This window comes from Marinobacterium sp. xm-a-127 (assembly GCF_013283425.1).
Lineage (GTDB): Bacteria > Pseudomonadota > Gammaproteobacteria > Pseudomonadales > Balneatricaceae > Marinobacterium_E.
The window spans coordinates 522648-545232 of sequence record NZ_WBYH01000001.1; the positions used below are offsets into that span (position 1 = coordinate 522648).

The following is a 22585-nucleotide window of genomic DNA, read 5'->3' on the forward strand; positions in this document are numbered from 1 at the left end:
TGAATGTTTCAGATCGCGCTGAGAAATTATGGACTTGTTCGTAGGCTCCCTTGCTTGCATTTTCGTAACGGATCCCCATAAATGACTTATAGTCAGTTTATAGATCGGTAAAAGATTCACTATAGAGGTATGCATCATGGAAAATAATCAGAGCAGTGTTCAAATTGAACTACCGGTTCTCCCGCTTCGAGACGTAGTTGTATACCCTCACATGGTCATCCCTCTGTTTGTTGGGCGCGAAAAGTCGATCCAAGCTTTGGAAGAGGCGATGCAGCGTGACAAACAGATTCTGTTAGTTGCACAACGCAGTGCCTCTGAAGATGAGCCTAAGATGGATCATCTTTTTCATACAGGTACGGTCGCGACCATATTGCAAATGCTTAAGCTTCCCGACGGCACTGTAAAAGTGTTAGTTGAAGGTGAGTATCGAGCTTCTATTAGTGACTTCTTTGAAGAGGCGGAGCACTATGCGGCTCACCTTCAAGTGCTTGAAGAGGAGGAGGTTGCCCAGTCTGAGGCTGAGCTCTACAAGCGTTCGACGCTGGAACAGTTCGAGAAGTACATCCAAGTTAACAAAAAGATCCCCAATGAGGTCATGACCTCGTTGAATAACATCGATGAGCCAAGTCGTTTGGCCGATACGATCGCGGCTCATATGTCGCTTAAGCTTGATCAAAAACAGTCCATTCTCGAAATGCTGGATGCGAAAGCTCGCTTAGAGCATTTGATGTCACTAATGGAGTCTGAAATTGATCTAGTCGAGGTTGAAAAGCGCATTCGCGGTCGTGTGAAGAAACAGATGGAGAAGAGTCAGCGCGAGTACTATCTGAATGAGCAGATGAAAGCGATTCAGAAGGAGCTGGGTGATCTGGATGAGAATGGCGGTGGAGAGCTCGACGAGCTAGAAAAACGCATTGATGAAGCGGGTATGCCGCAAGAAGCGTTGGATAAAACTAAAGCTGAGTTCAATAAGCTAAAAATGATGTCACCAATGAGCGCTGAGGCGACCGTTGTTCGTGGCTACATCGATTGGATGCTACAGATTCCTTGGAGCAAACGCTCTAAAGTTCGTCTGGATATGAAGCGTGCTTCAGCAGTATTGGATAAAGATCACTTTGGCTTGGATGAGGTCAAAGAGCGTATTCTTGAGTACCTAGCGGTACAGAAGCGTGTACGTCAGCTGCGTGGTCCAATTCTCTGTTTAGTCGGACCTCCTGGCGTCGGTAAAACCTCTTTAGGGCGTTCTATCGCCCGAGCGACCAATCGTGAATACATCCGTATGGCGCTGGGTGGTGTGCGAGATGAAGCCGAGATTCGTGGTCACCGTCGAACCTACATTGGCTCTATGCCAGGTAAGCTAGTTCAGAAGATGGCCAAAGTCGGTGTTAAAAACCCGCTATTCCTTCTTGATGAGATCGATAAGATGGGTATGGATCAGCGTGGCGACCCTGCATCTGCTCTACTAGAAGTGCTGGACCCTGAGCAGAACAGCACCTTCAATGATCACTACCTAGAGGTGGATTATGATCTCTCTGAAGTGTTGTTTGTCTGTACCTCTAACTCGATGAACATTCCGGGTCCATTGTTGGATCGTATGGAGATTATTCGCATCCCGGGTTACACAGAGGATGAAAAGCTGAACATCGCACGTCGCTATTTGATCCCTAAACAGATCAAACAGAATGGCCTTAAGGTGAAAGAGTTGGAGATTGATGATTCAGCGATCATCGATATGATTCGATACTACACCCGTGAAGCGGGTGTGCGTGGCCTTGAACGAGAAGTGGCTAAAGTCGCTCGTAAAGTCGTTAAAGAGATTGCGCTCGGTGAATCAACCGCTAAATCCGTTCTTGTGAACAGTGATAACCTTGAGCACTACCTTGGGGTTCAGAAGTTTAACTTTGGCCGTGCAGAAGATGAGCATCAGGTGGGTCAAGTAACAGGGTTGGCTTGGACGCAAGTCGGTGGTGATATTCTGACCATTGAGAGTGCAGTAGTTCCAGGTAAAGGCCGTCAGGTTTTGACAGGCTCATTAGGCGATGTCATGAAAGAGTCGATCCAAGCCGCTTTGACGGTCGTTCGGAATCGCGCTCAGTCTCTAGGCATCGCACCCAACTTCCATGAAAAACAGGATATTCATATCCACGTTCCTGAAGGCGCAACACCAAAAGATGGTCCCAGTGCCGGTATCGGTATGTGTACGACTCTTGTTTCAGCGTTGACAGGGATTCCTGTTCGCTCAGATGTGGCCATGACGGGTGAGATTACTCTACGAGGTCAGGTTCTTCCTATCGGTGGTCTCAAAGAGAAGCTACTTGCTGCGCACCGCGGTGGTATTAAAACAGTGCTGATTCCAGAAGAGAATCGCCGAGATCTGAAAGAGATTCCAGATAATATTAAGGCAGATTTAGAGATTAAGCCGGTTAAATGGATTGATCAGGTGTTGGAAGTTGCATTAGTAGAGCAGCCTGTTCCATTGGATGATGCCGAAGTTGAAGAGCTAACCAATGAGACTAAAGGTAAAAAATTAACTACGGGGTCAAGAACGGCACACTAGACTTAAGTGTCAATTTTATGAAACTCGCTGAAAACACCGTATTTTCTGGGTTTTTAATGTTGACACTGGTTTTAAACAGTTGGTATAAAGTGTTTACGGTTATTTCATAACACAAAACAAACAAAACATACTCTCTATTAAGGGGCACAACGTGAACAAATCAGAACTTATCGATTCTATTGCTGCATCTGCAGATCTTCCAAAAGCAGCTGCTGGCCGCGCTCTAGACGCCGCTCTAGAAGCAATCACTGGCGCACTAGCTAAAGGCGACTCAGTTGCACTAGTTGGTTTTGGTACTTTCGGTGTTAAAGAGCGTGCTGCTCGTACGGGTCGTAACCCACAGACTGGTCAGCCAATCCAGATCTCTGCAGCAACTCTTCCATCTTTCAAGCCAGGTAAGGCTCTGAAAGATGCCGTGAATAAATAAGAAACTGTTTCAATAGCTGTTGATAGATTTCCAAAGGCTCCTGTTCATAGGAGCCTTTTTTGTTTCTTGCCTTTCTTGTTCTAAATTGAAGTGTTTCATTCTTCAATCGAAGTAAAAATATTCGTTCATAAACCGATCGTTTCAAATAATTTCTTAATTTTATACTAAGCTGTCTTAATCGAATCGTTTAATAAACAGGGTGTTTCATTAGATGGCAGAGATCAAAATTGAGGATGTTAGATTTGAAAAACTAGGTGGTATCACCTTACCAATTGTGATGGTAGGCGGTCTTGTTGATCCGCTAGCGGCTTCTTATACTTTGCAGAGGTTCCAATCAGGAAAGCGGGTTAATACTGTTAGAACGGATCAGCGAGCGATTCAACACCTCTATCGCTTCTATGATGAGCGTTCATTGAATTTTAAAGAGGAACTTAGGAAGCTTAAGCCGTTAACGGCAGGAGAAATTGAAGAATATTCTTCATCATGCAGTGTAAATTCGGTTACGGGTGAGCTTTATAGTTCTAGTTGGTATGCAATTCGTTTTCTAGGGGCTGAACGTTATCTAAAGTTTGTTTGGATGTTTTATCAATCATTAGAACATGACCCGGAGAAGCTATTAGTCAGTGAAAAGCATTGGGAAAGAATGAAAAGGGGATTTTCCCTTTATGCCAAGGCACCCTATAACTCTGATGGGAAGATGAAGGTAGCCGCTTCACAGATCGCCTCAGCATCATTGCGATCGTTCTTATCACTTTTACGATACGGCGCTACAAACTGGGGTGCCATCATGCGAACTTCATGTCCGAGCTTCTGAAGCTCTCTGGCCCAGTAGTGTGCCCCTCCGCAACTTTCCATGCCCACAATACAGGGCTCCTGTTGAGCGAAAAACTCTAATACCTTGGCGCGCTTGATCGTTTTCCGTACAACAGGCTTTTCTTGGTGATCGACAGCAAAAACTTCAAAGACGTTTTTGGCCAAATCGAAACCGATACGTATACTTTTCATGGTGGACTCCTGCTATTCGATTGATTATCTCACCTTCAATGTGGCACAAGATGCCGGGATTGGGGGAGTCCATCCCATTTCCCTAAGCTAGTGGAGCTTTTTCATTTTGCTTCCAGCTTTGTTGGTGTGGTTTCTATGCTGTTATCGGTTGTTTTTGGTTCCCTGATCGAGCAGTTATATAACCAGACGCTTCTGCCGTTGGTTGTTTTTTTTTTTGCTCTTATCGATTTGCTCCTATGCCGTCACTTGTTGGGCAGTTTGTCATAGGACTGGCGAATAGCTCCTCCCGGGTAAAAACATCTTCTGATTGAAATTGTCATTTTCTTTGGCTGTTTATGTAAGTAAACAGCCCCTCAATCCCTCGTAATTCTTGGCTTTAATGGTTTCTGAAATCTTTTGTCAGTAAAACTGGTGGGTTTTGTCATTGGCGGATCATGCCCTTTGAACCAAGCTTAATAAAACCAATAAAGCTTAGTTGGACCAGTAAAAAGGTTCAGCGGAACTATCAGTATTACCCTCTAAGAACTGGTAGTCATATCAAGAATGATGAGGATGATGTAATGCCAGAATATAAAGCGCCACTTCGTGACATGGATTTTGTGCTGAACGAAGTATTGAATGCAGAGCAGCACTATCAGAGCCTGCCTGGGTGCGAAGATGCGACTCCGGATATGGTGTCTGCGATCATGGAAGAGGGTGCTAAATTCGCGGAGCGTGTTCTTTCACCATTGAATCAGATTGGTGACCAGCAGGGCTGCCAGTGGAGTGATGGTGCAGTAACGACTCCAGAAGGATTTAAAGATGCCTATCAGCAGTTTGTTGAAGGTGGTTGGCCATCGCTGGCTCATGAAGAGGAGTGGGGTGGTCAGGGCTTGCCTGAATCCATCGGTATCATCATCAACGAAATGGTGGGTACAGCCAACTGGTCCTGGAGTATGTATCCGGGTCTGAGTCATGGTGCGATGAATACGCTGGATGCTCACGGCACCGATGAGCAGAAAGAAACTTATCTGACCAAACTGGTGTCTGGTGAGTGGACCGGCACGATGTGCCTGACTGAGCCTCACTGTGGTACCGATCTGGGTATGCTACGAACTAAAGCAGAGCCTCAGGAAGATGGCAGCTACAAACTAAGCGGCACCAAAATCTTCATCTCGGCCGGTGATCACGATATGGCAGACAACATTGTGCATATCGTACTGGCACGTCTTCCGGATGCACCTGAAGGCACTAAAGGTATATCCCTGTTTATTGTGCCTAAACATCTTCCACAGTCTCTGGGTGAGAACAACGGTGTGTCCTGCGGTTCGCTTGAACACAAGATGGGCATTCACGGTAACGCAACCTGTGTCATGAACTTTGATGATGCAACAGGTTATCTGATTGGTCCGCCAAACAAAGGTCTGAACTGTATGTTCACCTTTATGAATACTGCACGTCTGGGTACCGCATTGCAGGGCCTGGCTCATGCCGAATGGGGTTTCCAGAACTCTCTGGTCTACGCAAAAGACCGTTTGCAGATGCGTTCATTGAATGGTCCTGCAAGCCCGGATCAACCTGCCGATCCAATCATTGTTCACCCTGAAGTGCGTAAGATGTTGCTGACCCAGAAAGCCTTTGCAGAGGGTGGTCGGGCATTAATCTATTACTGTGCACAGCTCGTAGACCAGGTGAAGCTGACAGAAGGTGAGGAAAAAGAGAAAGCAGATGCGCTGCTCGCATTCCTGACACCAATTGCCAAAGCCTTCCTGACTGAAGTGGGTTTCGAATCCGCTAACCACGGTTTGCAGGTCTTTGGTGGTCACGGCTTTATCTCCGAATGGGGTATGGAGCAAAACGTACGTGATAGCCGCATATCAATGTTGTATGAGGGCACCACACAGATTCAGGCGCTGGACCTGTTGGGTCGCAAAGTGCTGATGTCTCAGGGTGAGTCTCTGAAAGGCTTTACCAAAATCGTACACAAGTTCTGTCAGGCTGAATCAGATAACACTGAACTGCAGGCGTTCATCAAACCTCTGGTTGAACTGAACAAAGAGTGGGGTGAACTCACTATGCAGATCGGTATGAAAGCAATGCAGAACCGAGATGAAGTGGGAGCTGCTTCGGTGGATTACCTTATGTACTCCGGCTATGTGGTACTGGGTTATTTCTGGGCTCGAATGGTAAAAGTGGCTCAGGAAAAACTGGCTGCAGGCGAGGGTGATCAGGCGTTCTACGAAGCCAAACTGGCAACCGCTAAATTCTACTTCGAACGCATCCTGCCGCGCACACGTTCTCTGGTGGTAACTATGCAGTCAGGCTCAGATAACCTGATGGCACTGGATCAAGAGAAGTTTGCGTTTTAGGGCGGCAGTATGAAAAGAGTTCTGAACAACCCAGTAGGCCGCACAATGTTGCGCGGCCTGCTCAAACTGAACGCCAAACGTTATCAACTTAAAAATAAAAACAGTTCCGGGAGTACACAAATGGCTGATATGAATTCAATCTTTACCGAAATGAAAAGTCGCTTTAATGCAGATGCTGCAGCGGGCACAGATGCAGTGTTCCAGTATGAAATCAGTGACGGTGGTGAATGGTTTGTAACTGTACAGGACGGCAGTTGCGAAGTGACAGAAGGTAGTAATGATGATGCGACCGTTACCCTGCGAATGGACACTGAAACACTTGAAGAGGTGATGTCAGGAGAAACTGACGGCATGCAGGCGTTTATGAGTGGCCGTATCCAGGCAGATGGCGATATTATGCTGGCAACTAAACTGGCTGCGATTTTCCCTGTAGCCTAAAATTTATTACAACAAATAAATTTGAACCTTCAGGTTCTCTATAAGAATAACTATTGAGGAGCCCACGATGGTGCAGCAGCTACCTGCGGCGGATACTATTCCGGCTGATATAAATTCATATGGCTTTCAGACCGTACCCGATGTCCTGCGGTACAGTGTCGAAAAATATGCAGCGCGCCCTGCATTCACCAGCTTTGGACGTACCATCGATTACCAGGAGCTGGATGAGTTATCGGATGCGTTTGCAGTCTATCTACAAAAAGAAACCAGTCTTCAGCCCGGTGACCGCGTCGCTATCCAGCTACCCAACCTGATTCAATACCCTATTGTGCTGTTTGGCATTCTCAAAGCGGGGCTGGTGGTTGTGAATACCAACCCGCTTTATACCTCCAATGAGATGGAACATCAGTTTTGTGATTCCGGTGCCAAGGCGCTGATCATTCACAAAAGCATGGCGCACAAAGCAGAAAAAATATTGCAGAACACCGCCATTGAACATCTGATCGTGACGCAGGTGGGAGACCTGCATGATTTCATTAAGCGTAATCTGCTTAATGCAGCCGTTAAATATCTCAAGAAAATGGAGCCGGATTACAACCTTCCGCAAGCCGTGCCACTGCGTAAGGCTTTAATGCAGTATGTGGGTGAATCACCCGAAGCAGTTGAGGTAAAAACGGCGGATGTTGCCGTGTTGCAGTACACCGGGGGTACAACTGGCGTGTCCAAGGGTGCGGTACTCACTCATGCAAACCTGATTTCCAATATGCTGCAAGCTGAAGAGCGATTGGTGATGCCGGGTGTGAACTGGGCTGAAACCGTTATTTCACCGCTGCCTCTTTATCATATCTATGCCTTTACGGTTGCCCAGGTGGTCTCCCTGTTGGGTGGTCACAGCGTACTTATTCCAAATCCGCGTGATATTCCGGGTTTTGTTAAGGAGATGGGCAAGTGGAATATGAGTACCTTTGTGGGCTTGAACACTTTGTTTGTTGCACTCTGCAATAACGAGGATTTTCCAAATCTGGATTTCAGCAGCCTTAAATTCACCGCATCCGGTGGCATGGCCCTGAATCCATCAACCGCAGCTTTGTGGAAAGAAAAAACCGGCTGCGAAATCATTGAAGGATACGGTCTGACCGAAACTTCTCCAGCCGTATGCTTCAACGATCCAAACCAGACTCATTTGGGCACTATTGGTAAACCAATGGTACATACCGATCTGCGTCTGATTGGCACAGATGGCGAGGATGTGCCAAATGGTGAAGCGGGTGAACTTTGCGTCAAAGGGCCGCAGGTAATGCGTGGTTACTGGCAACGTGAACGCGAAACCAGCTCCGCATTCACAGATGATGGTTACTTCATTACTGGTGATATCGCGACCCGGGATGATGAAGGCTATATCCGCATTGTGGATCGTGCCAAAGATATGATTCTGGTATCCGGCTTCAATGTTTATCCAAACGAAGTTGAAGATACTCTGACCCTGCACCCGGATATCGTTGAGTGTGCCGCCATTGGTGTACCTGATGATATATCGGGAGAAGTAGTGAAAGTCTTTGTTGTATCCAGTAATCCATCTCTTACCGCAGAAGAAGTGCGCGGATGGTGTAAGGATAAGCTGACCCGCTACAAGGTCCCTAAACAGGTTAAGTTTGCACAGGAACTGCCCAAATCCAATGTAGGCAAAGTTCTGCGTCGAATGCTGAGAACACCTGAAACTAAATCTGATGCTGCCTGAATAGCGAGAACATTGCTTATGCCGCTCTCAAAACCCGTTCGTCGTAAAAAGCATCATAATCGTAATGTGATGTGTAATGGCTTCGAACGTGATGATCAGCTATGGGATATTGAAGCAAGAATGACCGATATCAAAGCCTATGATATCGATAACCTTGAGCGGGACGGTTATGTCTCTGCAGGTGAAAACTACCATGATATGAGTATCCGGGTGACCATGGATCGCCGGTTCTTAATTCATGAAGTGGAAGCCTGTATCGACAGCAGCCCCTTTCGCATGTGCCCCAGAATTGCGGATGCCTTTCGTAAGTTAGAAGGTACCCGTATTGGTCCTGGGTGGCTAAGACAGGCAAAAGAGAAGTTGGGTGGCGTTTTAGGCTGTACCCATATGAATGAGCTGTTGCCAGTGGTAGCGACCACCGCCGTACAGACTCTATGGCCTGTGAGCAAAGAGGATGTTCTGGAAACCGGAGCTAAGCTAATGCTCAATAGTTGCCATACCTGGGGGCAGAGCAGTGAGATGGTAAAGACCTACGCGCCGCAATTTTACCAACCGGAAAGTGAAGTGAACGGATGACAGATTTGGTTCTATACAAGGTGAACGATGGTGTCGCTGAGATTGCGCTGAATCGACCCGATAAGAAAAACGCGATTACCCTGAATATGTACGAACAGGCCGTATCCTATCTGGATCAGGCGGCTTCGGATGAAAATGTCAGAGTGGTACTGTTCCGCGGTGAGGGGCAAAGCTTCTGCGCCGGAAACGATATTCAGGATTTCGTTTCAGGTATGGGCTCCCGCGAAAATCTGAAAAGCGTGGTCAGTTTTCTGCATCAGATAGCCACCTATAAAAAACCTCTCATGGCGGCCGTACAGGGCAATGCGGTTGGCATTGGAACCACCATGATGATGCACTGTGATCTGGTGATCGCCTCTGAGGATCTTAAATGCCAGATGCCTTTTGTACATCTGGGTTTGGTTCCGGAAGCCGGGGCAACTTTGATCATCCCCTCGATGTTAGGCCAGAGGCAGGCCTTTGAACTCCTGATTGAAGGCCGCCCATTTGGTGCGCAAAAAGCACAACAGAGCGGTTTAGTAAATGCGATAGCCGAAGTTGAAACCTATCTCGACGTTGCCAGAGAAAGAGCGCAAGCGCTGGCTCGTTTACCCAAAGAGGCGATTCTGGAATCCAAGCGTCTGATGAAAAAGCAGTATCAGGAAAACCTGCTTGCTGTGATTGATGAAGAGCTTGAGGTATTTTACGAGAGACTGTTTTCGGACGAAGCGCGTCAGGCGTTTATGGCTTTTTTACAGAAATCATAAAGGGGCAACAGCCCCTTTTCTGTTCCCCTAACTTATTTATTTTTCAGTGAATATTTCCGTTTATAAGGCGCTTTATGTCGCTAAGGATAACGGCCGAAACCGCTACGCTATTGCCAGCTATAGCGATAAAGATAGCAACCAACAGCCCTCGTTTTTCTGACTTTTCATACTTTATCTGCCAGCAGCAGATGTTGCTGTGCAGACCTTTCTGCCTTTTTTGGTGTTTTTTGATTGTTTTTGTTTGTTTGTAAACGCCTCTGTAAGCCACTATTTACGAGGCTTTGTTGCTTAATGCCATTTTTTGTCAGTTATGTAGCTGCTTTTTGTCATTGTTGAATTTTGGTCCGCAACTAGTATTTAAACATAACTAAAAACAACAGCCGGATAAGAAATAGAAGAGGCAGTTATGAAAGTACTGGTCGCTGTAAAGCGTGTCATAGATTACAACGTCAAAGTGCGCGTTAAAGCAGATAGCAGTGATGTTGATCTGGCCAATGTAAAAATGGCCCTGAACCCTTTCTGTGAAATCGCAGTGGAAGAAGCAGTACGTCTTAAAGAGGCGGGCACTGCGGATGAAGTTGTTGTGGTTTCTATTGGTAGCAAAAGCTGTGAAGAGCAGATTCGAACTGCACTGGCACTGGGTGCTGACCGCGGTATTCGTATCGAGACTGAAGATGCACCGGATTCACTTTCCGTTGCCAAGCTCTTGGAAAAAGTCGTTGAGAAAGAAGCACCAGGTCTGGTGATTCTGGGCAAACAGGCGATCGATTCAGACAATAACCAGACCGGTCAGATGTTGGCTGCGCTTCTGGATCGTCCACAAGGTACGTTCGCCTCTGAAGTTAACGTATCGGGTGACAGTGTTCAGGTAACCCGTGAAGTCGATGGCGGCCTGCAAACAGTTGAATTGGCCATGCCAGCCATTGTGACTACAGACCTGCGTCTTAACGAGCCACGTTATGCAGCCTTGCCAAATATCATGAAAGCAAAACGTAAACCTCTGGAAGTACTGAGCCCGGATGATCTGGGTGTCAGTGTCGGCAGTAATATCACTCTGCTTCGCGTAGAGCCACCTGCAGAACGTCAGGCAGGCATTAAGGTCGGCTCGGTGGATGAGCTGGTCGAGAAACTGCGCAACGAAGCAAAAGTGATTTAAGGAGGTTGAGTGATGACTACGTTGGTAATAGCTGAACACGATAACAAAGAACTTAAACCAGTTACCTTAAATACACTGGCGGCAGCACAAGCAATTGGCGGTGACGTGCACCTACTGGTGGCGGGTAGCGGTTGTGGTGCTGTGGCAGATACAGCGGCACAGATTCCTGCAGTAAGCAAAGTACTCACTGCGGATAGCCCGGCATATGAACATCAGCTGGCAGAAAATGTCAGCAAACTGGTTCTGAGCATTGCTGCAGATTACAGCCACATTCTGGCGTCTGCTACTACAACCGGAAAGAACTTCCTACCACGGGTTGCTGCGCTGCTGGATGTAAACCAGATCTCCGACATTATCTCTGTAGAGTCGGAAGATACGTTCAAACGCCCAATCTATGCAGGTAACGCAATTTCCACTGTGCAGTCCGCTGATGCTGTCAAAGTCATTACCGTGCGCGGTACCGCTTTTGATGCGGTTGAAAACAGCGGCGGCTCAGCTGAAATCTCAACTGTAGGTGAATCCTGTGATGCGGGCATCTCAAGCTTTGTCGGTGAAGAACTGGCAGAGAGTGACCGTCCGGAACTGACTGCTGCATCCGTAGTGGTGTCTGGTGGTCGCGGTATGGGCAACGGCGAGAGCTTTGACCTGCTTTACAAAGTGGCAGACAAACTCGGCGCTGCGGTGGGTGCATCCCGAGCCGCAGTTGACGCAGGTTTTGTTCCTAACGATATGCAGGTAGGTCAGACCGGCAAGATGGTTGCGCCGGATCTGTACATCGCGGTGGGTATCTCCGGTGCCATTCAGCACCTGGCAGGTATGAAGGATTCCAAAATCATTGTTGCGATCAACAAAGATGAAGAAGCCCCAATCTTCCAGGTGGCAGATTATGGTCTGGTGGCAGACCTCTTTGAGGCAGTACCCGAGTTAGAGGGCAAGTTGTAAGCCCTTCATTAATATCAAAGAGCCTCGTTATACCGAGGCCATAAATAAAAAATAGACGGAGCAACTTAGATGCTTTTCGAAGGAAAATCGATTCAGGTTCAGCCGGTCGAAAACGGAATCTACGAAGTGGTTTTTGACCGCAAAGATGATGCCGTTAACAAACTTGACCGTACCACCACTGCAGAACTGCATGAAGCCGTGGCTGTATTGCAGGCGATTGATGACCTGCAGGGCGTTATTTTTACCAGCGCCAAAGAGAGTTTTATTGTCGGTGCCGATATCACCGAGTTCATGGGCTTCTTCACACAGGAAGACGATGTACTGATTGCCGGTTTAATGGAGACCCACGGTCTGTTAAATCAGATCGAAGACCTAAAAGCCCCCACCGTTACAGCAATTAACGGACTTTGCCTCGGTGGTGGGTTTGAGGTCGCCCTGGCGACAGATTACAGAGTACTGGGTGATCAGGCCAAAGTGGGCCTGCCTGAAGTAAAACTGGGTATCTTCCCCGGTTGGGGCGGCACCATTCGTCTGCCTCGTCTGATCGGTGTTGATAACGCGAATGAGTGGATCTGCGCAGGTGTCGAAAAACGTGCCGATGCAGCGCTTAAAGATGGCGCGGTTGATGCGGTAGTGACCACAGCACAGGTACGTGAAGCCGCGCTGGATCTGTTGAAAGGCTGTATTTCCGGCAAGTTTGATTATCAGGCCCGTCGTGATGAGAAGAAGAGCCCGATCAAACTGAATCAGGTTGAGCAGATGATGGCGTTTGAATCCGCTAAAGGTGTCATCGGTGGTAAGGCGGGTCCTCACTATCCAGCACCTATGGCAGCTCTGAAAACGGTTCAGAAGCATGCCAACCTGCCACGTGAAAAAGCCAACGAAGTGGAAGCGAAAAATTTCGTCAAAGTGGCTAAAACAGATGTCTGCGCATCACTGGTGGGCCTGTTCCTTAAAGATCAGTATGTGAAAAAAGTCAGCAAAAGCTTTGAGAAACAAGCAGAACCTGTTGCCAAGGCTGCCGTACTGGGTGCCGGTATTATGGGCGGCGGTGTTGCGTATCAATCCGCGGTTAAAGGCACGCCAATCCTGATGAAGGATATTAACGAGGGTGCCCTGCAACTGGGTCTGGATGAAGCCACTAAACTGCTGAACAAACGTGTATCCCGCGGTCGTATGGATGCCATGAAAATGGCAGGCGTACTGAACAAGATCACCCCAACACTGAACTACGGTGATTTCGGTAACGTTGATCTGGTGGTTGAAGCGGTAGTTGAACATCCTAAGGTTAAAAAAGGGGTTCTCGCAGAAGTTGAAGAACAGCTACAGGAAGGCGCGATCCTGACCTCCAACACATCAACGATCTCGATTACAGAGCTGGCTACGGCTCTGAAAAAACCTGAAAACTTCTGCGGTATGCACTTCTTTAACCCCGTGCATCAGATGCCGCTGGTTGAGGTTATCCGCGGTGAGAAATCTTCGGAAGCAGCCGTTGCGCGTACCGTCGCTTATGCAAAAGCGATGGGTAAAACCCCAATTGTTGTGAATGACTGCCCAGGCTTCCTGGTTAACCGAATTCTGTTCCCGTATTTCGGTGGCTTTACGGCCCTGATGGAAGATGGCGCAGACTTCAGGCAGATCGACAAAGTGATGGAAGGGTACGGCTGGCCAATGGGCCCAGCGTATTTGCTCGACGTTGTTGGCATCGATACCGCACACCACGCCGATGCGGTGATGGCGGTAGGTTATCCAGATCGCATGAGCCATGAAGGCGAAAACGTGATCGACCGTATGTTCAAACTGGAGCGTTTCGGCCAGAAGAACAACAAAGGTTTCTACCAGTACGAGCTGGACCGCAAAGGTAAACCGAAGAAAATTGTTGATGAAGACGTCCCCGCACTGCTGGAAGGCATTGCCAAAGAAAGCCGCGAATTCAGCGATGAAGAGATCGTTGAACGTATGATGATTCCACTGTGCATCGAAACGGTACGTTGCCTCGAAGATGGCATCGTAGACAGCCCGGCAGAAGCCGATATGGGCCTGATCTACGGTATCGGTTTCCCTCCATTCCGTGGCGGTGTATTCCACTACCTGGACCAGCTTGGCCTGGATAACTTCTGTGCCCTGGCAGCGAAATACGAATCTCTGGGGCCGTTGTATCAGCCAACAGAGAAAATGAAAAAGATGGCCGCCGCAGGCGAGACATATCTACCAGCAACTGCACAGGCTTAAGGGGTAAGACAAATGAACTTAAAACCAAATGACGTAGTAATCGTTGACGGTGTTCGTACCCCGATGGGTAAATCGAAAAACGGCTCGTTCCGTAACGTCCGTGCCGAAGCATTGTCAGCAGCTGTAATGAAAGGCCTGCTGGAACGTAACCCAGCGGTAAAAGCCGGCGAAATCGAAGACATCATGTGGGGCTGTGTAAACCAGACCAAAGAGCAGGGCTTCAATATTGGCCGTAATGCGGCGGTACTTGCAGGCATTCCACATACGGTAGGTGCGCAAACCATCAACCGTTTGTGCGGTTCATCCATGGCTGCACTGCACGCCGCAGCGCAGGCGATCATGACCGGCAACGGAGACATCTTTATCGCCGGTGGTGTGGAGCATATGGGTCACGTATCCATCATGCACGGTGTGGATATCAACCCGGAAATGTCTAAGCAGGTGGCAAAAGCGGCCATGATGATGGGCGTAACCGCAGAAATGCTGGGCAAGATGAACGGGATCAGCCGTGAGATGCAGGATGAGTTCGGGGCACGTTCCCATCGTCTGGCGCACGAAGCTCATCTTAAAGGCCTGTGGGACAGCGAAATCATCCCGGTAGAAGGTCATGATGAAAACGGCTTTAAATCCCTGCTGGAAGCGGACGAAGTAATCCGTCCGGAAACCACAGTAGAAACTCTGAGTGCCCTCAAGCCAGTGTTCGTGCCTAAAGTGGGAACCGTTACTGCTGGTACATCCTCTGCTTTCTCCGATGGCGCATCAGCACTGCTGGTGATGTCAGCAGCCAAAGCAGAAGAGCTGGGCCTGACGCCACGTGCCCGCATTGTGAGCATGGCAGTCGCAGGGTGTGATCCATCCATTATGGGTTACGGCCCGGTACCGGCCACTCAGAAAGCACTGAAACGTGCAGGTCTCTCCATCGACGATATCGACTATGTCGAGCTCAACGAAGCGTTTGCAGCACAAGGCCTCTCTGTCCTAAAAGGTCTGAAATTGCTCGATAAGATGGAAGACAAAGTAAACCTCAAAGGTGGTGCAATTGCACTGGGTCACCCTCTGGGCTGCTCCGGTTCCCGTATCACCAACACGCTGATGAACGTACTGGAACAGAACGATGGCACATTAGGTCTGGCGACCATGTGTATTGGTATGGGCCAGGGTATTTCCACCATCATAGAGCGTGTTTAACCCAGCCCTAACTCTTTCTTGCAACACTCGCTTTTCGCTATTTGCCCCGCATTTGCGGGGCTTTTCATTTAATATTGCCTAAAATCAGGCGATAGAATCAGAAAGCAATTTTAACCAACTCACACTCATGTAAGGATTACCCACAGTATCCAAGAGGAAGGCTAATGGCGCTCTACATTATCCCAGTTCATCGCCACTAGTTTGCTAGACACCTCTCAGCCATAGAAAATGGCTTTTAAAGAGGTGCTTATGAGCAACAAACGTTATCCCGAAGAGTTCAAAATCGAAGCGGTTAAACAGGTCACTGACCGAGGCTACAGCATTGCAGATGTGGCTAATCGGCTCGATGTTACAACCCACAGCCTTTATGCCTGGGTCAAGAAGTACGGCCCCGATTCAGCCGAGTATAAAGCGAAGTCAGATGAGCAGTTAGAGATACGCCGCCTCAAGAAAGAACTGAAGCGAGTCACTGAAGAGCGAGATATATTAAAAAAAGCGGTGTACTTCGCCAACCAGTCCGATTGAGGTAAACCTTTATCCGTGATCATCATAAGGATTGGCCCGTACGCCAGCTCTATTCATTACTGGATGTGCATCCTAGTGGGTATTACGCATGGCGTAAGCAGCCTTCTTCCAGGCGCTATGCAGCAGATCAACGGCTCACTGGATTGATCAAGCAGTACTGGCTGGAGTCAGGTGGTTTGTATGGCTATCGGAAGATCCATAGTGATCTGCGCGAGTATGGTGAAACCTGTGGCCCCAATAGAGTTTATCGGCTCATGCGGTTAGCTGGGTTGAAGGTTCATATTGTTACTCCGAACCGACTACAGCAGCAATTCAGTGTCGCTGCCCCTAATAAAGCTTGGGTAACAGATATCACCTATATCAAAACCCATGAGAGGTGGCTGTATTTGGGTGTTGTCGTTGACCTGCTCTCAAGAAGGGTGATTGGATGGTCAATGCAATCCTGTATCACAAAGCAACTGGTGCTAGATGCGTTGCTCATGGCTGTATGGCGACGTAATCCTCAGTCAGAGGTAGTCGTTCATTCTGGTCAGGGAAGTCAGTACACAAGCTATGATTGGCAATCCTTTTTAGAGATACATGGCCTAAAAGGCAGTATGAGCCGACGAGATAACTGCCACGACAATGCCGTTGCTGAGAGCTTTTTCCAACTACTGAATCAGAAAGAATCCGCGGCAAGGTTTATGCAACCAGAGAAGATCCACGCAGTGATATCTTTGAATACATAGAGCTGTTTTACAACAGCAAACGATGTCATGGTTTTAATGATCAGCTATCACCGAAAGAGTATGAAAACCGATATGAAAAACGGCTGCTGAGTGTCTAAAGAACTAGTGGCGATTCAAATTTATATAAAGGGGAGAGCAAAATCATTTGGAGTTTGGTTTTCTATCCAAACTCTATCGTGTTTGATTTTGCTCTTTTCACCAGCCTGCACACCTTTAAACTCTAAATATTCTAAGGCTCTACTTTGTTGCTCGTCTTACCGTAAGGATTTAGCAGGCAGGCAATCGCCGGTAACAGAATCAGCGCACCCAGCATGTTCCAGATAAACATAAAGGTCAGCAGGATACCCATATCCGCCTGGAATTTGATGGGTGAGAGTACCCATAGGACCACACCAATACCTAACGTAAGGCCGGTGAAGGCAACAGATTTACCGGTGCTTTGCAGTGTTTCCAGATAAGCGTTTGGCAGACTATGGCCCTGTTCCAGGTAGGTTTTCATCTTCGAATAGATATAGATGCCGTAGTCGACACCAATACCTACACCCAATGCGATGACGGGCAGAGTAGCGACCTTAACGCCAATACCCAGTTGGGCCATCAATGCCTGACAAAGCACGGATGTCAGTGCCAGTGGCGCGATGATGCAGATCACGGTGCTGATGGAACGGAAGGTCAGCAGGCAGAGAATACTGACGACGGAATATACCCAGATCAGCATCTCGTACTGGGCGTCTTCAATCACTTCATTAGTTGCGGCTTCAAAACCGGCTTTACCCGCGGCCATCAGGAACTCGATACCTTCAACCTGATGGTTGTTGGTAAAGTCTTCTACGGCAGCGGTGATGGTTTTCAGGGTCTCGGCTTTGTGATCATCCAGGAAAACGATGACTGGCAGTAGAGAGCAGCTACTGTTCATCAGACCTGCCGGAACGTAAGCCAGAGAGGCGTTGATTACGAACTGGTTGCGGCTGACAGAGCGCCATTTCAGGTTCCATTCGTTAAGGCCCGCAGTTACCCGCTCAGAGACATCAGTTAAGGATATGCTGGATTGCACCCCTTCAATGCCTTGCAGGTAGAACTGGAAGCGGTCAACCAGTGACAGGGTCTGGAAACTGCTGCACTGTTCCTCTTCAGTTGCGACCATCACCACAAAGACATCGCTGGAAGTGGAGTAGTTGTCGGTGATAAAGGCGTTATCCAGATTGTAACGGGAGTCCAGCCGTAGTTCTGGTGCGCCTTTATCCAGATCACCGATCTTCAGATCTTGACTGAAGTATAAACCGCCAACCAGCATAAACAGGGCAACGGTAATCGCCATGGTGGCACCTTTAGGTGTGGCGAATACAGAGAACATGCGCCAGTGAGAGTTCTCTTTTGCAATATTGCATTTTGCCCGGGCGATCGCATTTTTACCCACACCTACATAGCTCATCAGCAGTGGCAGTAGCATCAGATTGGTCAGTACGATTACTGCAACACCAACCGATGCTGCGACTGCCAGATCCTGAATCACCTGAATCTGAATCACCATCAGTGTAATAAACCCAATACCGTCTGAGATCAGGGCTGTGAGTCCGGGAATATAGATGGTTTTAAATGCATGGCGCGATGCCTGAATCTTATCGGCGCCATTGGTTGCGGATTCCAGAGTGATTGTATTTACAATCTGCACACCGTGGCTGACTGCAATGGCAAAGACCAGAAACGGCACAAGCATGGAGTAGGGGTCGATGCCATAGCCGAGCATTTTGAGCAGCCCCAGCTGCCAGATAACCGCAGCAAGGGAACAGATTAGTGGCACAATCGTACCCATAACACTGCCGGAGTAGAGATAGAGCAGGGCCAGGGTAATCAGAATAGCCACGGCAAAGAACAGAGCCACTTCAGTCGCACCATCAATCAGATCACCGACGATTTTGGCAAACCCAGTGATGTGAATATCGACGGCGTCTGAGCTGTATTTGTCACGAATCAGCTCTTCAACCTGTTCCGAAAAGCTCTGGTAGTTAAGGCGTTCACCGGTATCCGGGTGCTTATCAAACAGCGGCACCTGAACCATCGCAGAGCGGAAATCGTTAGCAACCAGAATACCTACCTGACCGGAACGCAGAATGTTAGTCCGTACCTGTTCCAGACTTTGCGCGGAACCATCGTATTTAGCGGGAATAACCGGACCGCCGACAAAACCTTCTTCGGTAACCTCGGTCCAGCGGACGTTAGGGGTCCAGATAGATTTCAGGGCGGAGCGGTCGACACCGGGAATGAAAAACAGATCATCGGTAACGTTTTTCAACGTTTCCTGAAATTCTGCTGTGAAGATATCCCCATCTTTTGCAGCCACCACCACACGGATACTGTTGCCTAATCCGGCAAGGTCATCGCGGTAGTTGATATAGTTCTCAACATAGGGATGCGAGGATGGGATCATCTTGATAAAGCTGGCATCCGGGCGGATCTGGCTTGCTTGCCAGCCCAGAATCACAGTAGCAATCAGGAACAGGCCCAGTACCAGTTTGCGATGTGTATAGAGAAAGTATTCGGCCAGGCGTTCACTGGTCTGGATAGGCCACAAAAGCAGAGCGGATAGCTTGTTCATTGTGCAGCCTCCTTACCAATAAGCGATAGGTGCACAATGCCGGTTTCACCGGTAATCACCAGTGAATCAGCCACCTGTGTCAGGGACGTAAATGTTCGCAGCTGACGTTTACCCAGAGGCTCAAATCCAGTGCCTTCCTGACGCAACAGCGTGCCGCCCTGACCGACCATAATAATCTGATCTTCAACCACAATGGCATCGTTGATGGTGGCTGCGACCGGCAGCTGAACTCTTTGCCAGTTCTGGTTTTGATCATCAAAACGGAAGGTGTTGCCGCGTAACCCCATGATGTACAGAGCATCCGATTCTGCTGCTGAGAAGAAGGAACCATCGTAAGGAAAATCAAGGTTTAGCCAGCTTTCTCCTTTATCGTCACTGACGAGCAGAAGCCCGGCTTCACCGAGAATAAGCAAGCGTCCGGATTTAAGTTGATAGATGCGGTTAAGATGGAAACCTTCCGGGTTCGGTAGCATATGTCCGATAAACTGCCAGCTTTGTCCTGCATCTCTGGTTTCGAGCATCGTACCGTAGGCACCGACCAGGAAACCGTGGCTGGAATTCAGAAACAGCATATCCAGCAGGGGTGAAGTTGGTCCTTCTTCCTGTGCGATGACCGCATCATCCAAGGCATATTCGGTATCTTCAATCTGTTCGGGTGTGAAGTTATCGGTCGTCATGGAACCGAGCAGATTCTCAAGAGCCGAGATTCGTAACTGGTTAATGTCGTTACCGCTAAGAACGGATTTCCAACTGGAGCCACTATCGTTGGTTTTAAGCACCAGACCATCGTGACCAATCGCCCAGCCGGTCTGATTATCCGTGAATTTAATACTGGTCAGCAGTGTACTGGCGGGTACTGATGCCTGTTGCCACTTCTTGCCCTGATCATCCGAGTAAACTATGACGCCTTGCTCTCCGGCAGCAACCAGTCTTTTGCCTGTATTAGCGACGGATAACAGCAGTGACTTTTCAGCACCTTCACGGGTGAGGGCTGAAGTAGACAGGCGATCTGGCGTCAGTTGTTCTGAGGCCGAAGATGAAGATAGAGGTGTAAATAGTGAGCAGAGTATCAGTAACGAACTGCCAGTAATTCTTTTGAACATCTGATAACCAGTAATTATTTTTATATTTGGTGGCCTTTCTGGATCTGCCTGAAAGGTTACCTGAATCATGCTTTATTAGGTATAGAATCGCCAATAACAAAAGTCACCAGTTTTTATGACATTATTTTTCAAACCCTGCTTAGGTGCTTGAATTACTGTGAAAATTGATAGGGAAAAAGGTGGCGTTTACGGTCATAAAAAAGGGCAGGGTTGATCAAAACCGCTGCCCTTTATAGATGGAATGGGTGTTTAAATTGTTGCAGCCAACTGCGTGCCCTGATGAATCGCGCGTTTGGCATCCAGCTCCGCAGCCACATCAGCACCGCCGATCAGATGGACCGGCACATCTTTAATCTGGTCAGCCAGATCACGTTTAGGCTCCTGCCCAGCACAGATAATGACATTATCAACTTCCAGTAATTGCGGTTCGCCATCGACCAGCAGGTGTAAGCCCTGATCATCGATCTTCTGGTACTCACATTTGTTGAGCATTTTCACACCTTTCTTGGCGAGATCGGTACGATGTATCCAGCCGGTTGTTTTACCCAGACCGCTGCCGACCTTGCTTTTCTTACGTTGCAGCAGGAACACCTCTCGAGCAGCCGGTTCAAAGACAGGTTTCATGTTCTCTACACCGCCTCGGGCGTTCATGCTCATATCCACTCCCCATTCTTGCATAAAGGCGGAGATGTTCTGGCTGGTGGATTCACCCTGATGCACCAGTACTTCGGAGATATCAAAACCAATACCGCCTGCGCCGATAACCGCGACTTTCTGACCAACCTCAGCACCCTTCATAACATCCAGATAGCTGAGCACTTTCTGGTGGTTAACACCCTCAATATCCGGGGTGCGGGGGCTAATGCCAGTGGCAAGTACAACCTGATCGAATCCGCCTACCTGAAGTGTTTCTGCAGTTACTTTAGTGTTTAGCTGAAGGTTTACTCCCGTAAGCTCAATCTGCTTACCGAAATAACGCAAGGTTTCATAGAACTCCTCTTTGCCTGGAATGCGTTTGGCAATATTAAACTGGCCGCCGATCTCGGATGCTTCATCAAACAGAGAGACTTTGTGGCCACGTTGAGCTGCGGTGGTGGAAAAGGCTAAACCGGCTGGCCCTGCACCGACTACTGCAATGTTCTTAATATCGGTGGCTGGGGTAATCACCAGTTCTGTTTCATGACAGGCACGCGGGTTAACCAGGCAGCTAGTCAGTTTGCCAACGAAAACGTGATCCAGACAAGCCTGATTGCAACCGATGCAGGTGTTGATCTCATCGGCTCTGTTTTCGGCGGCTTTTTGCACGAACTCCGGGTCTGCCAGAAACGGACGGGCCATAGAGACCATATCCGCATCACCACGGGCCAGGACCTCTTCAGCCACATCGGGCATATTGATTCGGTTTGAGGTGATGACCGGAACATTAAGTGCCTTACGCACCTTGGCTGTCACCCAAGTGAATGCAGCACGAGGTACCTTTGTGGCAATAGTGGGAATGCGGGCTTCATGCCAGCCGATGCCGGTATTGATGATGGTGGCACCGGCTTGTTCAATCGCCAGTCCAAGTTGAACGATCTCTTCGTAGCTGCTACCGCCTTCAACCAGATCCAGCATGGAAAGGCGGTAGATAATGATAAAGTCAGTACCGACGGCTTCACGCACCCTTCGAACGGTTTCCAGAGCAAAGCGGATACGCTGGTCATATTCACCCCCCCAGCCATCATCGCGCTGGTTGGTGCGTGCGGCAATAAACTGGTTAATCAGATAGCCCTCTGACCCCATAATTTCGACACCGTCATATCCAGCTTCCTTAGCCAGCGAGGCACAGTTCACAAAATCTCTGATCTGTTGCTCAATATCGTCTTCCGAAAGCTCTTTGGGTGGGAATGGGTTGATCGGTGCCTGAATCGCAGAGGGCGCAATTGGCTGAGGGTTGTAGGCATAGCGGCCCGTATGCAGGATCTGCATACAGATCTTGCCACCTTCCTGATGTACCCGATCCGTCACGATGCGGTGGTTTTTTACATCTTCTGATGAAGCCATTTGCGCAGCATGACCATGCACAGCACCTTCCTTGTTTGGACCTATGCCTCCGGTTACGATCAGGGCGACGCCACCACGGGCACGTTCTGCGTAGAACTCAGCCATACGTTCAAATCCATTGGGTGCTTCTTCAAGGCCCAGATGCATAGAACCCATCAGGACACGGTTTTTCAGAGTTGTGAAACCCAGATCCAGGGGCTGTAAAAGATTAGGGTAGGCTGTTGTCGTCATTCTTAG

General features: G+C 48.6%; 14 protein-coding genes and 2 pseudogenes. 12 read left to right on the top strand and 4 right to left on the bottom strand.

Annotated features, from left to right (window positions below; all coding sequences use genetic code 11):
* The first annotated feature begins 136 nt into the window (after positions 1-136).
* On the top strand, positions 137-2557 hold the full coding sequence (gene lon / locus XMA127_RS02520) for an endopeptidase La (protein ID WP_173498880.1): 2421 nt from the start codon (positions 137-139) through the stop codon (positions 2555-2557).
* Positions 2558-2708: 151 nt separating this feature from the next.
* Entirely contained in the window at positions 2709-2984 is a 276-nt protein-coding gene (locus XMA127_RS02525) for an HU family DNA-binding protein (RefSeq protein ID WP_173480450.1), read from the top strand.
* 702 nt (positions 2985-3686) lie between these two features.
* Here the strand turns inward: XMA127_RS02525 and XMA127_RS02530 are convergent.
* Positions 3687-3989: pseudogene (locus XMA127_RS02530) on the bottom strand (transposase); the annotation flags it as partial.
* Positions 3990-4549: 560 nt separating this feature from the next.
* Here XMA127_RS02530 and XMA127_RS02535 point away from each other — a divergent pair.
* The 10 genes and pseudogenes from XMA127_RS02535 to XMA127_RS02580 all read left to right on the top strand — a co-directional run bounded on the left by XMA127_RS02535 (position 4550) and on the right by XMA127_RS02580 (position 16704).
* A complete protein-coding gene (locus XMA127_RS02535) occupies positions 4550-6337 on the top strand; it encodes an acyl-CoA dehydrogenase C-terminal domain-containing protein (protein WP_173495203.1) in 1788 nt (595 codons plus the stop codon).
* Between the two features lie 120 nt (positions 6338-6457).
* A complete protein-coding gene (locus XMA127_RS02540) occupies positions 6458-6775 on the top strand; it encodes an SCP2 sterol-binding domain-containing protein (RefSeq protein WP_173480453.1) in 318 nt (105 codons plus the stop codon).
* A 67-nt stretch (positions 6776-6842) separates the two neighbouring features.
* A complete protein-coding gene (locus XMA127_RS02545) occupies positions 6843-8513 on the top strand; it encodes an AMP-binding protein (protein WP_173483353.1) in 1671 nt (556 codons plus the stop codon).
* A gap of 18 nt (positions 8514-8531) precedes the next feature.
* Complete coding sequence (locus XMA127_RS02550; RefSeq protein ID WP_173494707.1) at positions 8532-9089, top strand: DUF2889 domain-containing protein; 558 nt, start codon at positions 8532-8534, stop codon at positions 9087-9089.
* Positions 9086-9835, top strand: coding sequence for an enoyl-CoA hydratase-related protein (locus XMA127_RS02555; protein ID WP_173494706.1), 750 nt, complete (start codon positions 9086-9088; stop codon positions 9833-9835). The genes XMA127_RS02550 and XMA127_RS02555 overlap by 4 nt, the downstream gene beginning before the upstream one ends.
* A gap of 406 nt (positions 9836-10241) precedes the next feature.
* Entirely contained in the window at positions 10242-10991 is a 750-nt protein-coding gene (locus XMA127_RS02560; protein WP_173480457.1) for an electron transfer flavoprotein subunit beta/FixA family protein, read from the top strand.
* A gap of 12 nt (positions 10992-11003) precedes the next feature.
* Positions 11004-11933 carry an electron transfer flavoprotein subunit alpha/FixB family protein gene (locus tag XMA127_RS02565; protein WP_173498881.1) on the top strand — a complete coding sequence of 310 codons (930 nt, stop codon included), beginning with the start codon at positions 11004-11006 and terminating at the stop codon, positions 11931-11933.
* Positions 11934-12002: 69 nt separating this feature from the next.
* The gene (gene fadB / locus XMA127_RS02570; protein WP_173498882.1) at positions 12003-14165 is read left to right on the top strand and encodes a fatty acid oxidation complex subunit alpha FadB; all 2163 of its coding nucleotides are present in this window, start codon (positions 12003-12005) and stop codon (positions 14163-14165) included.
* A gap of 12 nt (positions 14166-14177) precedes the next feature.
* Positions 14178-15353, top strand: coding sequence for an acetyl-CoA C-acyltransferase FadA (gene fadA, locus XMA127_RS02575; protein WP_173498883.1), 1176 nt, complete (start codon positions 14178-14180; stop codon positions 15351-15353).
* Between the two features lie 249 nt (positions 15354-15602).
* A pseudogene (locus tag XMA127_RS02580) lies at positions 15603-16704 on the top strand (IS3 family transposase).
* A 131-nt stretch (positions 16705-16835) separates the two neighbouring features.
* On the opposite strand, the gene XMA127_RS02585 reads toward XMA127_RS02580, so the two are convergent.
* From XMA127_RS02585 to XMA127_RS02595, 3 genes are all read right to left on the bottom strand, one after another.
* The gene (locus XMA127_RS02585; protein WP_173480461.1) at positions 16836-19202 is read right to left on the bottom strand and encodes an RND family transporter; all 2367 of its coding nucleotides are present in this window, start codon (positions 19200-19202) and stop codon (positions 16836-16838) included.
* Positions 19199-20305 carry a YCF48-related protein gene (locus XMA127_RS02590; RefSeq protein WP_173480462.1) on the bottom strand — a complete coding sequence of 369 codons (1107 nt, stop codon included), beginning with the start codon at positions 20303-20305 and terminating at the stop codon, positions 19199-19201. The genes XMA127_RS02585 and XMA127_RS02590 overlap by 4 nt, the downstream gene beginning before the upstream one ends.
* Before the next feature lie 249 nt (positions 20306-20554).
* Positions 20555-22579, bottom strand: coding sequence for an FAD-dependent oxidoreductase (locus XMA127_RS02595; RefSeq protein ID WP_173480463.1), 2025 nt, complete (start codon positions 22577-22579; stop codon positions 20555-20557).
* Between the last annotated feature and the right edge of the window lie 6 nt (positions 22580-22585).

Bases quoted from the DNA above. Each gene is read 5' to 3' on its own strand.
- lon (WP_173498880.1), top strand. From the start codon at position 137: ATGGAAAATAATCAGAGCAGTGTTCAAATTGAACTACCGGTTCTCCCG.
- XMA127_RS02535 (WP_173495203.1), top strand. From the start codon at position 4,550: ATGCCAGAATATAAAGCGCCACTTCGTGACATGGATTTTGTGCTGAAC.
- XMA127_RS02540 (WP_173480453.1), top strand. From the start codon at position 6,458: ATGGCTGATATGAATTCAATCTTTACCGAAATGAAAAGTCGCTTTAAT.
- XMA127_RS02545 (WP_173483353.1), top strand. From the start codon at position 6,843: ATGGTGCAGCAGCTACCTGCGGCGGATACTATTCCGGCTGATATAAAT.
- XMA127_RS02550 (WP_173494707.1), top strand. From the start codon at position 8,532: ATGCCGCTCTCAAAACCCGTTCGTCGTAAAAAGCATCATAATCGTAAT.
- XMA127_RS02555 (WP_173494706.1), top strand. From the start codon at position 9,086: ATGACAGATTTGGTTCTATACAAGGTGAACGATGGTGTCGCTGAGATT.
- XMA127_RS02560 (WP_173480457.1), top strand. From the start codon at position 10,242: ATGAAAGTACTGGTCGCTGTAAAGCGTGTCATAGATTACAACGTCAAA.
- XMA127_RS02565 (WP_173498881.1), top strand. From the start codon at position 11,004: ATGACTACGTTGGTAATAGCTGAACACGATAACAAAGAACTTAAACCA.
- fadB (WP_173498882.1), top strand. From the start codon at position 12,003: ATGCTTTTCGAAGGAAAATCGATTCAGGTTCAGCCGGTCGAAAACGGA.
- fadA (WP_173498883.1), top strand. From the start codon at position 14,178: ATGAACTTAAAACCAAATGACGTAGTAATCGTTGACGGTGTTCGTACC.
- XMA127_RS02585 (WP_173480461.1), bottom strand. From the start codon at position 19,202: ATGAACAAGCTATCCGCTCTGCTTTTGTGGCCTATCCAGACCAGTGAA.
- XMA127_RS02590 (WP_173480462.1), bottom strand. From the start codon at position 20,305: ATGTTCAAAAGAATTACTGGCAGTTCGTTACTGATACTCTGCTCACTA.
- XMA127_RS02595 (WP_173480463.1), bottom strand. From the start codon at position 22,579: ATGACGACAACAGCCTACCCTAATCTTTTACAGCCCCTGGATCTGGGT.